Source organism: Pseudomonas sp. 4CAES_32.4 (assembly GCF_058136335.1).
On sequence record NZ_CM176882.1, the window covers coordinates 2,507,107 to 2,521,851 of the forward strand.

Genomic DNA, 14,745 nt, shown 5'->3' on the forward strand with positions numbered 1-14,745 from the left:
CGTTCCATGCAGGTATGGAGTGCAAAGCATGCGTCTTGCGCCGTGTGTTGTCGAGGCTCAGGCTATGGCGGGTCACCTTTGCACTGTGAGCCCGCCATGCCCCGAGAATCCCTGAGCACTCCCGCCCGCTGGGCGCTGACCAGTCTGGCCTTGTCGATGTTGATGCCGTCACTGGACACCAGCATTGCCAACGCCGGGTTACCGATTCTCGCATCGGCGTTTGAAGCAACGTTTCAACAGGTGCAGTGGATCGTTCTGGCGTATTTGCTGGCGGTCACCACGTTGATTGTCAGCGTCGGACGTCTGGGGGATGGCGTGGGGCGGCGGCGCTTGCTGCTGATCGGGATTGGTATTTTTTCCAGCGCTTCGTTGGCCTGCGCGTTGGCGCCGGGGCTGGGTTGGCTGATCGGCGCACGGGCGGTACAAGGCGTCGGCGCGGCGATCATGTTCGCGTTGACCGTGGCACTGGTGTCAGACGCCGTGCCCAAATCGCGGGCGGGCAGTGCGATGGGGCTGCTGGCAACGATGTCGGCGACGGGCACCAGTCTCGGGCCGTCGCTGGGCGGGCTGTTGATGACGCATGTGGGTTGGCAGTCGATTTTTTTGCTCAACGTGCCATTGGGCTTGCTGAATATCTGGCTGGTGTACCGCTTTCTGCCGGCGGATCGGGCGACAGGCCCGCGTGCCGCGTTCGATTTTTCTGGCAGCGCAGTGTTGGTGCTGACGCTGACGGCTTATGCGCTGGCGATGACGCTTGAAGGTCTGCTGTTACCGCTGCTGCTGGCCAGCCTGTGCGGCGCGGGATTGTTTATCGTGGTCGAGATGAAGGCCAAATCGCCGCTGATTCGGTTGTCACTGTTCAGCGATGTGCGACTGAGCAGCAGCCTGGCGCTGACATTGCTGGTGACCACGGTGATGATGACCACGCTGGTGGTCGGGCCGTTTTACCTGCACCGGGGATTGGGCCTCAGCAGCACGATGGTCGGAGTGGCGTTGTCCGTCGGGCCGTTGTTGTCCGCGCTGAGCGGCGTGCCGGCGGGACGTCTGGTGGATCGCTTCGGTGCGCACCGGATCGTGCCCGGCGCATTGCTTGGAATGGCCTGCGGTTGCGGATTGTTGGCGGCCGTGCCGATGACGCTCGGATTGCCCGGTTACGTGCTGCCGATCATGGTGGTTGCTGTCAGCTACGCGCTGTTCCAGGCGGCCAACAACACCGGATTGATGGCCGGTGTCAGTCAGGATCAGCGTGGGGTGGTTTCGGCGATGCTCGGTCTGGCGCGCAACCTTGGCTTGATTACCGGCGCGGCGGTGATGGGGGCGGTGTTTGCGCTGGCGGCGGGGGATCCGACGCAGGCGCCTGCTGCTGTTATCGGCAGCGGTTTTCACATGACTTTCACTGTGGCGGTGGCGTTGATGCTGATAGCGCTGATCATCAGCCGAGTGCAGTTCAAAGGTGCGAGCGATAGCGAACTATCTGCCGACGAAGGTGTTGTAGGTGCTGGCCTCATCGCTGGCAAGCCAGCTCCCACAATGATCGGCGCTGAATCCAGGTCTCTGGCCAAACCAAAACCCTGTGGGAGCTGGCTTGCCAGCGATGACGGCGGAACAGTCGATCAAGATCATTGGCGGGCGGGGAAGTAGAGTTCAAAGCAAGTAACGCCATCCTCGCTGCTGACGCTGTAGCGCCCCTGATGCAACTGCATGATGGTCGCGACGATCGACAGGCCCAGACCGTTGGATTGCGCCGAGCGCTCGCGGGATTGGTCGACGCGGTAGAAGCGCTCGAACAACCGCGCCAGATGTTCCGGCGCAATCGTCGCGCCGTGGTTGCGCACCCGCAAATAACTGCCGTCCGGCTCGGCAATCGCTTCCACCTGCAGCGTCGAATCCGCCGCGCCGTACTTGATCGCATTCGCGCACAAATTGGCCAGCGCCCGGCGCAATAGCATCGGCTCGGCCCAGATCACTCCGCTGCCGCGCGCCTCAATGCTCACGCCGACGTCCGCCGCCAACCCTTCAAAGTAATCGGCGATCCGCTGCATCTCTTCCGCCGCGTCCAGTTCCTGACGCTGGCTCAAGGCGCTCGCCGGGTCGGTGCGCGCCAGAAACAGCATGTTGTCGAGCATACGCGTCAGCCGCTCCAGCTCTTCGACATTGGAGGCGAGCAACTGCTGATAAGCCTCGACGCTGCGGTTCTGATGCAGGGCGACCTGGGTTTCGCCGAGCAGGTTGTTGATCGGCGTGCGCAGTTCGTGAGCCATGTCGGTGGACACCTGGCTCAACTGCGCAAAGCCCTTACCGAGGCGATCAAGCATGGCGTTGAAGGCGTCGATCATCGGCAGCAGTTCGCGAGGCGCACCGTGGCTGTGGAGGCGTTCGCCGAGGTTGCCGACGCCGATGCCGTGAGCGTGTTTGGCCAACCGGCGCAGCGGCAGCAAACCGCGATACACCAGCAGACAACCAATCACCGCGAGCACCAGCGCCGCCAATGTCGCCAGGCCATAAACGCTCAAGCGGTAGTTGGCGAGCATCGCCGTGCGTTCGCTCATCAGTCGTCCGGTGGTCACTTGCAGATTGCCCAGTTCGCCGGAATCGATGGCCGCAGCGACGGCAGAAAACGGCACACCGTTGACGCTAGGCAAGTGCTGCACGTCGTTCAACGTCATCGTGTGGTTGATCGGCACGGCGGGCAGTTGCGGCGTGCTCAGATTACCGGGATTGACTACCAGCAACGGCGGCTGCCCCGGTGCGCCAATGGTCAGCAAGGCTTCGCGGTTGCCGAGCATGTTCTGGAACAGCGCCGGTTTGTTCTTGATCAGCTCCAGCGTGTTGCTGTCGTTGAGGAACGTGCGCAACTGATCGACGCGACTGACCAGCGAGATGTCATCGCGCCGAATCAGTTGCTCCTCCAGTTGGCCGTACAGCGCCGCGCCGAGGCCGGCCAGCGAAGCGAAGGCGAGCAGGGCGAACACCAAGGCCAAACGCAGGGTCAGGGAGTAGGTTTTTTGAGTATTCATGGCTGAGTATCAAAGCGGTAGCCGATGCCGCGCACGCTGTGGATCAACTTGAGCTGGAACGGATCATCGATTTTTGCGCGCAAGCGGCGCACGGCGACATCGACCACGTTGGTGTCACTGTCGAAATTCATGTCCCACACCCGCGAAGCAATCAGCGAGCGCGCCAGCACTTGCCCGGTGTGGGTGGCGAACAATTGCAGCAGGGCGAATTCCTTGTTGGTCAGAGTGATGCGCACCCCGGCGCGGGTCACGCGGCGTTTGAGCACGTCGATCTGCAGGTCGGCCACTTGCAGCTGCTCGTCCTCATGGATCGGGCCACGACGGGTCAGGGTGCGCAGGCGCGCCACCAGTTCAGCAAACGAAAACGGTTTGATCAGGTAATCGTCGGCGCCCAGTTCCAGGCCTTTGACGCGGTCGGCGATGTCGTCGCGGGCGGTGAGGAACAGCACCGGCGTGTCGGCTTCCTTGCGCAGCCGGCGCAGGACTTCCCAGCCATCCATCTTGGGCATCATCACATCGAGCACGATCACGTCGAAGCTGTGTTCCAGCGCCAGGTGCAAACCATCGGCGCCGTTGCGCGCCAGACTGACGCTGTAGCCCAATTCCTGCAAACCGTTGAGCAGGTAATTGCCAGCCTTGGGCTCGTCTTCGACAACCAGAATATTCATCGATCAGTCTCAATTGTCATTGATGCAGCCGCTGCCTTGTACCTGATAGTCCAGCACATGTTCGCGGCCCTGATGGTCGAGGTAATTCAATTGCGCCGGCATCACACCGCACGCTTGTGAAATATCAGTGCTGGACAGAACTTTGTCGACATCCAGATGCACATAGAAGCCGGTTTTGTCATGAATCACCGCGGTATCGGGCATGTTGGCGGCAAACGCGGAACCGGTGGCGAGGAGGGCGGTGAAGGCGAGCAGGAGGGTTTTCATGGTCAGTCACTCAGTGGTCGGAGTTGATCGGCATTGGCGCCGGGACAACTTCAGGCTACCGAGCGATCCGCACGGCAAACCGACAGCTGAATGACAAAGTTGTAATGAAACGGTGTGCGAAGACTTTGCAGACTCAACGCTAACCCTGTGGGAGCTGGCTTGCCAGCGATGAGGCCGGCACAGTCAAAGTTTTCATTGACTGATCCACCGCTATCGCTGGCAAGCCAGCTCCCACAGGGTTATAGGGTGTGCCGTTAGCTAGCGTGCGTACTGAGAATGCTCGCCACCTGCTGCGGCTGGCAGTTCAAATATGGCGAGGACTTCAACCAGCGCTGATCCGGATACCACGAAAACATGAACTGGCCATTCTTCAGGCGATCGATCACCTGTTTGGCAATCTGCGGACGCACCGCCGGGCAGCCCTGGCTGCGACCGATGCGCCCCTGTTTTTTGCTCCACAGCGGATTCACGTAACTGGCGGCGTGAATGACGATGGCGCGATCGCGAGCCATGTCATTGAAACCCGGCTCCAGACCGTCCATGCGCAACGAATAGCCGTGGGCGCCGCTGTAACTTTCCTGGGTGCGGAACAAACCGAGACTGGACTGATAACTGCCTTCACGGTTGGAAAACTGCGTGGCGAAGTTTTCCCCGGAATTGGAACCGTGGGCGACCAGATCGCGTAGAACCAACTTCTGTTTGCTCAGGTCGAAAATCCACAGGCGACGTTCAGTCGACGGTTGCGAATAATCGATGATCGCCAGGTGGCGCGACGGTTTCGCCCCGTTGTTGACCGCACACTGCATGGCGTTCAGAGCACCTTTCAGCGCCTGGGGATTGAGTTCTGGCGCGGCGTGCGCGAGGCTGGTGTAGAGAACCGGCGATAGATTGCCGGCGGCAAAAACTGGACTGGACACAACGACGAGGGTCGCGGTGGTCTGCAGAAGTCGGCGCAAAAACGTCAACATTTATAAAGTGTCCTCACTTGCTACTTATTTGGCACTTTGGCTCCTGACTCCCAGTCGTTACCCGCAAGCTCGTAGATCGAACCTGACTGTTCAGCGCACCTGATGTAAGGTTGACCGTCATCTGGACGGCCATGGATTGGAGTAAAGCAGTTGTTCAAAAAGTACGCATGCTACTTGAGCATTTGTCTGATCGCTGCGCCGTTTGTCGCTTGTGCCGATGAGCCGCTGCCGCCCTTGCAGACGCTGCCGACGCCACCGGCCGAAATGCCCGTCGAGCCGCAAAGTCCGTTGCAGGCGGTATTGATCAGCCTGCCTCAGGCCTGCCCGGCAATTGGCACGCAGCTAAACGGCCCGGCGCTGACCCAGTTGCAAGCGTTCTATGAACAGCAGGACTGGATGCCGGTGTGGGCGAGTGAGACTGCACGTTTGCCGGCCTTGCACACGCAATTGCAGCTGTTGGCCGACGATGGCCTCAATCCGAAACGCTACCCGGTCGCCGCCGTACCGCCGCAGGACGGCGAGTTGTGCGCCGACATCGAAATCAGTCGCTACTACCTCCAGGCCCTGCAGGATTTGCATTACGGCCGTCTGTTGCAATCACACTTCGAACCGCTTTGGCATGCCGACACGACCCCGCGTGACCGTCAGGCGGAATTGTTGGCTATTGCCGTGCCGGGCATGCATGACATTACGGCGGCGTTCGATCTGGCCCGCCCGCGTCTGGCGCAATATCAAAACCTGCGTCAGTTGTATGCCGCGCAACGCCAGAAAGCCCTGCCGCAATGGCAATCGGTCGGCGACGGCCCGTTGCTGCGTCCTTCAATGGAAGACAAACGCGTGCCGCAACTGGCCCAGCGCTTGTTCAACGAAGGTTACCTGACCCACGCCATCGGCACGCCGGACAATGCCTACAGCGGTGTGCTGGTGGACGCAGTGAAAAACTTTCAGGCCAATCATTCGTTGCAGGCCGACGGCGTGGTCGGGCCGGGGACGATTGCTGAACTGAATATCAGCCCGCTGACCCGCCGCGAACAGTTGCGGGTCAATCTCGAGCGCTTCCGCTGGATGGCTCAGGACATGGAGCCGGACGGCTTGCTGGTCAACGTCGCCGCTGCCGAATTGAGCCTCTATCAGGGCGGCCAGGTGGTGTGGCAGACCCGCACTCAGGTCGGTCGCGCCGAGCGCCAGACACCGCTGCTCAAATCCCGTGTTACGCGCCTGACACTGAACCCGACCTGGACGGTGCCGCCGACCATCTGGAAAGAAGACAAGCTGCCAGCCATCCGCAAGGACCAGACGTTCCTCAGTCGGCAGAACCTGCAGGTGCTCGACGCTAACGGTCAGCCCATCGCGGCGGCAGACGTCGATTGGGACAATCCCGGCAACATCCTCTTGCGTCAGGACGCCGGGCCGCGCAATCCGCTGGGGCAAATGGTCATCCGTTTTCCCAACCCGTTCTCGGTGTACCTGCACGACACGCCGAGCAAGGCGCTGTTCGACAAAGGCCCGCGCGCGTTCAGCTCCGGTTGCGTGCGCGTCGAGCATCCGCTGCAGTTGCGTGATCTGCTGCTCAGCCCGGCGGAGAAGGCCCGCACCGACACGCTGCTGGCAACCGGCACCACCCACGAATTTCGCCTGTCAGCACCGGTGCCGATCCTGATGACCTACTGGACCGCGCAGGTCGGCAACGACGGCCACGTGCAATACGCACCGGACATCTACAGCCGCGACAGCGCCGTGCTCGCCGGCCTCGACCGCGCGCACTGACCTCCAGCCAATCACCATTCCCCTGTGGGAGCTTGCCCTGCAAGCGATGGCGGTCGTTCAGTCGCAGCCGTAGTATCTGACGCTCCGCTATCGCCAGCAGGGCTGGCTCCCACAGGTTTATGTGTCGATTACAAAATCCGAGTACAGCGCGGATCAGTGTGGGAGCTTGGCCTGCAAGCGATGGCGGTCGTTCATTCGCATCCGTGGTGTCTGACACGCCGCCATCGCCAGCAGGGCTGGCTCTCACAGGTTTATATGTCGATCACAAAATCCGAGTACAGCGCCGATCAGTGTGGGAGCTTGCCCTGCAAGCGATGGCGGTCGTTCAGTCGCATCCGTGGTGCCTGACACGCCGCCATCGCCAGCAGGGCTGGCTCCCACAGGTTTATGGGTAGATCACAAAATCCGAGTACAGCGCGGATCAGTGTGGGAGCTTGCCCTGCAAGCGATGGCGGACATTCAGTTACATCCGTTGTGTCTGATACGTCGTCATCGCCAGCAGGGCTAGCTCCCACAGGTTTATGTGTCGTTCACAAAAGCTCCCACTGGGGCATTTGTAGTGTCATGAGGTGTGATTCGATTCCCCCGCGCAGCGTCTAGCCCCAGTGTCCCCGCGATCCCTTGGGGCGAGACCTGGAACCCGGCATGCAAGCGCTGTTGAACGAGATCCTTGACGCAGTCCGGCCCCTGATCGGGCAGGGCAGGGTGGCTGACTACATTCCTGCCCTCGGCACCGTGCCGGCCAATCAATTGGGCATTGCCGTGTATGGCAACGACGGCGAGATGTATTGCGCCGGTGACGCTGAAACGCCGTTTTCGGTGCAGAGTATTTCCAAGGTGTTCAGCCTCGTGCAGGCCATCGATCATTCCGGTGAGGCGATCTGGGAGCGGCTCGGCCATGAACCTTCCGGCCAGCCGTTCAACTCGTTGGTGCAATTGGAATTCGAACGCGGCCGCCCGCGCAATCCGTTCATCAACGCCGGCGCGCTGGTGATCTGCGACATCAACCAATCGCGCTTCGCCGCACCGACCCTGTCGATGCGTGATTTCGTCCGGCGGCTCTCGGGCAATCCGCAGATCATGATCGATGGCAAAGTCGCCGACTCCGAATACCAACACCGTGCGCGCAACGCGGCGATGGCCTATCTGATGCAGTCCTTCGGCAACTTTCACAACGATGTCGAAGCGGTATTGCGCAGCTATTTCAGCCACTGCGCACTGCGCATGAACTGCATCGATCTGGCCCGGGCGTTCTGCTTTCTGGCCAACGATGGTTTCTGTAAACACAGCGGCGAGCAGATTCTGACGCGCCGTCAGACTCAACAGGTCAACTCGATCATGGCCACCAGCGGGCTGTATGACGAGGCGGGCAACTTCGCTTACCGCGTGGGCTTGCCAGGCAAGAGCGGGGTCGGCGGCGGGATTGTCGCGGTGGTCCCGGGGCAGTTCACCGTGTGCGTGTGGTCGCCGGAATTGAATGCGGCGGGTAATTCGCTGGCGGGGATGGCGGCGCTGGAAATGCTCAGTTCAAGGATCGGTTGGTCGGTGTTCTGAACACGACACCGCCCCCCTGTAGGAGTGAGCCTGCTCGCGATAGCGGAGGATCAGAAAGATCTGTATCGACTGACACGACGCTATCGCGAGCATGCTCACTCCTACAGTGAAAGCGTTACGTCGCGCACAAAAAAACGCCGCTCATCTCACGATGGGCGGCGTTTTTTATTGCGTTGTAACGTTAGGCTTGAACGACCGGGATATTGGCGTTCGCAGCAGCTTCACGGAACTCGGCGATCTGGTCGAAGGACAGGTAGCGGTAGATATCGGCCGCCATGCTGTCGATCTTGCCAGCGTATTCCATGTACTCCTCGACGGTCGGCAGGCGACCCAGGATCGAAGCCACGGACGCCAGCTCAGCCGAAGCCAGGTAGACGTTCGCGCCGTCGCCCAGACGGTTCGGGAAGTTACGGGTGGACGTGGAAACCACGGTCGCGTTCGGCTCTACACGTGCCTGGTTACCCATGCACAGCGAGCAGCCTGGCATTTCCATGCGTGCGCCAGCCTTGCCGTAGATGCCGTAGTAGCCTTCTTCGGTCAGTTGGTGAGCGTCCATCTTGGTCGGCGGCGACAGCCACAGACGGGTTGGCAGCTGACCCTTGACCTGATCCAGCAACTTACCGGCAGCGCGGAAGTGACCGATGTTGGTCATGCACGAACCGATGAACACTTCGTCGATCTTCTCGCCAGCAACGCTGGACAGCAGACGGGCGTCGTCCGGATCGTTCGGCGCGCACAGTACCGGCTCGCTGATCTCGGCCAGATCGATTTCGATGATTTCGGCGTATTCGGCGTCGGCATCGGCTTCCATCAGTTCCGGGTTGGCAACCCAGGCTTCCATCGCTTGAGCACGACGTTCCAGAGTACGCGCATCGCCGTAGCCTTCGCCGATCATCCAGCGCAGCAGGGTGATGTTGGAGTTCAGGTACTCGGTGATCGACTCTTTCGACAGCTTGATGGTGCAACCGGCAGCCGAACGTTCGGCCGAGGCGTCGGACAGTTCGAACGCTTGCTCGAGGGTCAGACCTTCCAGACCTTCGATTTCCAGGATGCGGCCGGAGAAGGCGTTTTTCTTGCCTTTCTTCTCGACGGTCAGCAGACCGTTCTGGATAGCGAAGTAAGGAATGGCATGAACCAGGTCACGCAGGGTGATGCCAGGTTTCATTTTGCCTTTGAAGCGCACCAGGATCGATTCCGGCATGTCCAGCGGCATAACGCCGGTGGCCGCAGCAAACGCAACCAGACCGGAACCGGCAGGGAACGAGATGCCCATCGGGAAACGGGTGTGCGAGTCACCACCGGTACCGACGGTGTCTGGCAGCAGCATGCGGTTCAGCCACGAGTGGATGATGCCGTCGCCCGGACGCAGGGAAACACCGCCGCGGGTCATGATGAAGTCAGGCAGGGTGTGGTGGGTGGTCACGTCGATCGGCTTTGGATACGCCGCGGTGTGGCAGAAGGACTGCATCACCAGATCAGCCGAGAAGCCCAGGCACGCCAGGTCTTTCAGTTCGTCACGGGTCATTGGACCGGTGGTGTCCTGAGAACCCACGGTGGTCATTTTCGGTTCGCAGTAGGTGCCAGGACGGATGCCTTTGCCTTCTGCCAGACCGCACGCCTTGCCGACCATTTTCTGCGCCAGGGTGTAACCCTTGGTGCTTTCGATCGGTGCATCAGGCTTCTTGAACAGGTCGAACGGTGGCAGACCCAGTTCGGCGCGAGCCTTCTCGGTCAGGCCACGGCCGATGATCAGCGGGATACGGCCGCCAGCGCGAACTTCGTCCAACAGCACCGGAGTCTTCATTTCGAAGGTGGTCAGGACTTCGTCGGTGCCGTGTTTGCAGACTTTGCCAGCATGCGGGTACAGGTCGATCACGTCGCCCATGTTCATGTTGGAAACGTCGAACTCGATTGGCAGTGCGCCGGCATCTTCCATGGTGTTGTAGAAGATCGGAGCGATTTTGCTGCCGAAGCAGAAACCGCCAGCGCGCTTGTTCGGCACGTAAGGAACGTCGTCGCCGAAGAACCACAGTACCGAGTTGGTCGCCGATTTACGCGACGAACCGGTACCGACCACGTCACCGACGTAGGCGATCGGGAAGCCTTGACCGCGCATTTCTTCGATCTGCTTCATCGGGCCGATGGCGCCCTGCTGATCAGGAACGATGCCGTCACGGGCCATTTTCAGCATGGCCAGGGCGTGCAGCGGGATGTCTGGACGCGACCAGGCATCAGGAGCAGGGGACAGGTCGTCGGTGTTGGTTTCGCCGGTCACTTTGAACACGCGCAGGCTGATCTTGTCGGCCAGGGTCGGGCGGTTCTTGAACCACTCGCCGTCAGCCCAGGATTGCAGCACGGCTTTAGCGTGAGCGTTGCCGTTCTTGGCTTTTTCCGCGACGTCGTGGAACGCATCGAACATCAGCAGGGTGTGCTTGAGTTGCGCGGCAGCGACTGGCGCCAGCTCGGCGTCGTCCAGCAGGTCAACCAGGGTCACGATGTTGTAGCCGCCCTGCATGGTGCCGAGCAGTTCTACAGCGCGCTTTTTGTCCAGCAGAGGGGAGGAAACTTCGCCCTTGGCCAGTGCAGACAGGAAGCCGGCTTTTACATAGGCCGCTTCGTCCACGCCTGGTGGAATGCGATTGGTGATCAGGTCAACGAGAAATTCTTCTTCGCCAGCCGGAGGGTTTTTCAGCAGCTCGACCAGGCCTGCTGTTTGTTCGGCGTTAAGCGGCTGGGGAACGATACCCAGGGCTGCACGCTCTTCGATATGTTTGCGGTAGGCTTCAAGCACAGTTATTACCCTCATCAGTGGTCCCAAATGGGTGTCCGGGACGCTCATCCCGAAATGGTCGTACTCATGCGCTGCGCGGCGTTGTGGGCCACTTAGCCAGAATTACCGACCATTCCTTACAGAAGCTGCTTTCAAAGTTTTACGCCTGCAGAACGGGGAGCTGATGAGGGTTGGCGATGGGCTTTTCCCCGCTGGAAAAACCCTTCGCCAACACCGCTCTGAAGGAACGACTGTGCTCGTGACGCTTTGAAAACAGCTTCTAACGGACATTGGCGCCTTAAAAGGCTGGCTGATTCTACGGCAAAAAAAATTTAAAGGTAAGTTCGTCCCTGAAGTTTGAGGGGTGATGAATGTTAGACAAAGGGCTAACATGCCGACCTGTTCCGCGTTTCAGTGCCTTTGCCTATCTTATGCCCAATCAGACCATCAAGACCCCCTGCGTCGGCCTCTGCTCCACTGTTTACGGCGATCTGGTGTGCCGTGGCTGCAAGCGCTTCCACCACGAAGTGATCCATTGGAACGGGTACAACGAGGAGGAAAAACGTGCGGTGTGGTTGCGACTGGAGCAATTGCTGTCACAAGTGATGGCGGGCAAAGTCGAGATTTTCGATTCGGCGCGTCTGCGCGAACAGCTCGAACAGCGCAAGATCCGCTTCGTGCCGCATCAGTCGGAATATTGCTGGGCTTATCAGCTGATCGCTCGCGGTGCGCGGGTGATCATTAATCTGGAAGCCTACGGCATGGTGTTGCTGCCCGAGTTTCGCGACTGGAACCTGCCGGAACTGCGCGATGCCATTGATCGGGAATTCTTCCTGCTGTCGGAAGCGCACTACCAGCGCTACATCGCCCCCGGATTTCTCAAGGACGCCTTCGGCGCCTGAAGGTCAAAAGATCGCAGCGTGCCGCAGCTCCTACAGAGACGGTATGGCAATGCCATTTATGTGAATGGCAACTGCACCTGTGGGAGCTGGCTTGCCAGCGATAGCGGTAGTTCAGTCAATATTGATATTGCATGTGCCGGCCTCATCGCTGGCAAGCCAGCTCCCACAGGTTTGTGTGACGCGTTCTACCTGTAGGAGCTGCCGCAGGCTGCGATCTTTTGATCTTTAATGCTTCACCGCCAACTCCACCAAATGATCCTCAACCTCCTGCGGTTTTAGCACCAGCACATCGCTCTCCAGTTCATCCAGCACGACTTCCGCCGTATTACCAATCAAAGCCCCCGACAACCCCGTCCGCGCCACCGTGCCAATCACCGTCACCGCCGCCTGCAGCTTGTGCGCCATAAACGGAATCAACACATCCGCCGGGCCTTCCTCGATGTGCAGATGTTCATCATCGACATCAAATTCCGCCTGGAACGCCCGGCACTGCTCGCGATAACGCGCTTCGATGGTTTCGCTCAGTTGCAGCGTCGGGTCCGCCGCCGACAACATCGGTGACGGATGCGCCGCGATCACATGCAGATGCGCCTTGGCCAGACTGGCAATGTCGTAGCCGTGATCAATGATCGTCGTGTGCAAATGCCGGTGCTCGCCATCGGCATTGCCGACGTCCACCGCCGCCAGAATCACCTTGTCCTTCCACGAACCGGGAGTTTTCACCAGCAGCACCGGGGTAGGGCAGTGGCGCAACAGTTTCCAGTCCGCCGGGGTCAGCAGGGCTTTTTTCAGTGAGCTGTCGGGGAAATGCTGTTTGATCACCAACCCGCAACCCTCGGCCTGCTGCACGTCGATGATGGTTTCGTGCAGGCTCTCGTTCCACGCCTGCTCGGTGGTCACGCTGTAACCGTCCGCCAGCAGCGCGGATTTGAGCACGCCGAGCATCCCGGCGTGGTCGTGCTTCTTGTCGCACACCAGCAGGTGCAGATGAGCCTGGGTCACACCCGCGATCAACTTGGCGCGCTTGAGCGCCAGGCTTTCCGAATGTTCGGGTTCGATGACCACCAGAATGCTGCGAATGGCTTGCATGAGCGGAGTCTCCAGCAAAGAAAAGGCACGGCGTTGCACAACTATAGTTGCTGCCCGAACGTGCGCGACTTGACGCATATCAACGCGCGCGGCTGGTGGTCTGCGGGCAGGCCGGTATAATCGGCGCCCTTCGCTCGAACACCATTAGCCGTGAGCCCCATGATCCTTCCCGAAATCCACGAATTCCTTGGCTGCCGCACCCCCGACGCCTGGGTCCAGGCCGCACTGGCTGATCAGGAAACCCTGCTGATCGACCACAAGAACTGCGAATTCAAAGCCGCCAGCACCGCCCTGAGCCTGATCGCCAAGTATCACTCCCATGTTGACCTGATCAACATGATGTCGCGCCTGGCCCGGGAAGAACTGGTGCACCACGAACAAGTCATGCGCATCATGAAACGCCGCAAGATCGAACTGCGCCAACTGCACGCCGGGCGCTATGCCTCCGGCCTGCGCAAAGTGGTGCGCAGCCACGAACCGGTGAAATTGGTGGATACGCTGGTGGTCGGCGCGTTTATCGAAGCGCGCAGTTGCGAACGCTTTGAAGCGCTGGTGCCGCACCTGGATGAGGAACTGGGCAAGTTTTACTTTGGCTTGCTCAAGAGCGAGGCGCGGCACTTTCAGGGCTATCTGAAGCTGGCCTACCAGTACGGTGACGCGAAGGACATTGCCCAGGTGATCGACAAAGTCCGCGCCGCCGAGCAAGAGCTGATCGAATCACCGGACGAAGAGTTTCGCTTTCACAGTGGTGTCCCAGCGCAGGGCTGACAGCGAAAAAGCGCAGCGCCTGAAACCACAAAACCCGCCGTCCCGGTTGCTTGGGATGGCGGGTTTTTTCTGCCTGGTGAATGATCGTTCCCACGCTCCGCGTGGGAATGCAGCCCGGGACGCTCCGCGTCCCCTCCAGAGCCGAACGCGGAGCGTCCGTTGAGGTATTCCTTTACTGCGCGTGGGAACGATCAGCGATCAGTGACTGTTCACAGCCCCCACCAACTCCAGATTATCCAGCGCCCGATTCACCGCCAGTTCCCCGAGCATGATCAACTGCGCAATCCCCAACAACGCCCGGCGCTGTGGTGCGGGCGCCGTGTTGGCGAAATCCTGGGCGATGGTTTTGGCCGAGGCGAGGGTTGCGCTGGCATCGGCCAGCAGCTCTTCGTTTTTTGTGTCAGCGGTCACGGCGTACATCGAGCGGGTTTTACGTGGCGGCGGCGGGGAGCCGGGTGGGCAGAGGTAATGGTCGAGGGCGCGGTCGGCGGCTTCGTGAAGTTTGTTGGAATCGAGGGATTGGTAGGGGGAGGTGGGGTCGGTTTCGGGTGGGTTGGGTGTTGGTTTGATCATGGTGAAGCTCCTAGAGTCGATGGAGCCGCCACATTTCGCTGCGATACGAAAGGAAGGTGGCAGCTATACGCGGGTCGCAGACCGGGACTCTAGAACCGGCAGACCCTAAGGTCTCCCACGTACAGCCGCCATAAAAAACGCGGGTGTTGTGCGTCCAGAGATCGACGGGCTGCGAGACCCGATCGCTGATTCATCAGCGACCGCCCCACAATAAAACCCGACTCCAAGACGCACAAGCCGGCGGATTCTGGCTTAGCTGTAGGCAAAGGCGCAAGGATGTGTAGCCTGCGTGCGTATCAGCAAGTTTCCGCTAAACAGGGGTGTTTAAAATCAAAAAGTGCCTGATTGTTAAAAACTCTTAAGAGTATGAAACATCACAAGAAACCGGCCCCAGCGGCCGGT

12 protein-coding genes are annotated in these 14,745 nt (G+C 60.0%); 5 read left to right on the plus strand and 7 right to left on the minus strand.

The window, feature by feature from the left end:
* The first annotated feature begins 96 nt into the window (after positions 1–96).
* Positions 97–1,641: an MFS transporter gene (locus AC3Y64_RS11365; RefSeq protein WP_489987508.1), complete on the plus strand. Its 1,545-nt coding sequence runs from the start codon at positions 97–99 to the stop codon at positions 1,639–1,641.
* On the opposite strand, the gene AC3Y64_RS11370 is transcribed toward AC3Y64_RS11365, so the two are convergent.
* From AC3Y64_RS11370 to AC3Y64_RS11385, 4 genes are all read right to left on the minus strand, one after another.
* Positions 1,620–3,017, minus strand: coding sequence for a heavy metal sensor histidine kinase (locus tag AC3Y64_RS11370; protein WP_489987509.1), 1,398 nt, complete (start codon positions 3,015–3,017; stop codon positions 1,620–1,622). The two genes, AC3Y64_RS11365 and AC3Y64_RS11370, sit on opposite strands and share 22 nt — an antisense overlap.
* A complete protein-coding gene (locus AC3Y64_RS11375; RefSeq protein ID WP_150647273.1) occupies positions 3,014–3,685 on the minus strand; it encodes a heavy metal response regulator transcription factor in 672 nt (223 codons plus the stop codon). The genes AC3Y64_RS11370 and AC3Y64_RS11375 overlap by 4 nt, the downstream gene beginning before the upstream one ends.
* A 9-nt stretch (positions 3,686–3,694) precedes the next feature.
* The gene (locus tag AC3Y64_RS11380) at positions 3,695–3,952 is read right to left on the minus strand and encodes a DUF2790 domain-containing protein (protein WP_489987510.1); all 258 of its coding nucleotides are present in this window, start codon (positions 3,950–3,952) and stop codon (positions 3,695–3,697) included.
* Between the two features lie 254 nt (positions 3,953–4,206).
* Entirely contained in the window at positions 4,207–4,920 is a 714-nt protein-coding gene (locus AC3Y64_RS11385; protein ID WP_489987511.1) for a murein L,D-transpeptidase catalytic domain family protein, read from the minus strand.
* Between the two features lie 150 nt (positions 4,921–5,070).
* Between AC3Y64_RS11385 and AC3Y64_RS11390 the strand changes: the two genes are divergently transcribed.
* The gene (locus tag AC3Y64_RS11390; RefSeq protein ID WP_489987512.1) at positions 5,071–6,687 is read left to right on the plus strand and encodes a L,D-transpeptidase family protein; all 1,617 of its coding nucleotides are present in this window, start codon (positions 5,071–5,073) and stop codon (positions 6,685–6,687) included.
* A gap of 645 nt (positions 6,688–7,332) precedes the next feature.
* Positions 7,333–8,241 carry a glutaminase B gene (gene glsB, locus AC3Y64_RS11395; protein ID WP_489987513.1) on the plus strand — a complete coding sequence of 303 codons (909 nt, stop codon included), beginning with the start codon at positions 7,333–7,335 and terminating at the stop codon, positions 8,239–8,241.
* A 181-nt stretch (positions 8,242–8,422) separates the two neighbouring features.
* Here the strand turns inward: glsB and acnB are convergent, their stop codons facing one another.
* Positions 8,423–11,032, minus strand: coding sequence for a bifunctional aconitate hydratase 2/2-methylisocitrate dehydratase (acnB, locus tag AC3Y64_RS11400; RefSeq protein WP_489987949.1), 2,610 nt, complete (start codon positions 11,030–11,032; stop codon positions 8,423–8,425).
* Between the two features lie 410 nt (positions 11,033–11,442).
* Between acnB and AC3Y64_RS11405 the strand changes: the two genes are divergently transcribed.
* Positions 11,443–11,913 (plus strand): DUF1289 domain-containing protein, encoded by a 471-nt coding sequence (locus AC3Y64_RS11405; protein WP_038366489.1) that lies wholly within the window; start codon positions 11,443–11,445, stop codon positions 11,911–11,913.
* Between the two features lie 225 nt (positions 11,914–12,138).
* Here AC3Y64_RS11405 and AC3Y64_RS11410 read toward each other — a convergent pair whose 3' ends face one another.
* Positions 12,139–13,002 carry a universal stress protein gene (locus AC3Y64_RS11410; protein WP_489987514.1) on the minus strand — a complete coding sequence of 288 codons (864 nt, stop codon included), beginning with the start codon at positions 13,000–13,002 and terminating at the stop codon, positions 12,139–12,141.
* Between the two features lie 159 nt (positions 13,003–13,161).
* Between AC3Y64_RS11410 and AC3Y64_RS11415 the strand changes: the two genes are divergently transcribed.
* The gene (locus tag AC3Y64_RS11415; protein WP_489987515.1) at positions 13,162–13,770 is read left to right on the plus strand and encodes a MiaE family protein; all 609 of its coding nucleotides are present in this window, start codon (positions 13,162–13,164) and stop codon (positions 13,768–13,770) included.
* A 198-nt stretch (positions 13,771–13,968) separates the two neighbouring features.
* Here AC3Y64_RS11415 and AC3Y64_RS11420 read toward each other — a convergent pair whose 3' ends face one another.
* Entirely contained in the window at positions 13,969–14,343 is a 375-nt protein-coding gene (locus tag AC3Y64_RS11420) for a DUF6124 family protein (RefSeq protein WP_489987516.1), read from the minus strand.
* Positions 14,344–14,745 lie beyond the last annotated feature (402 nt).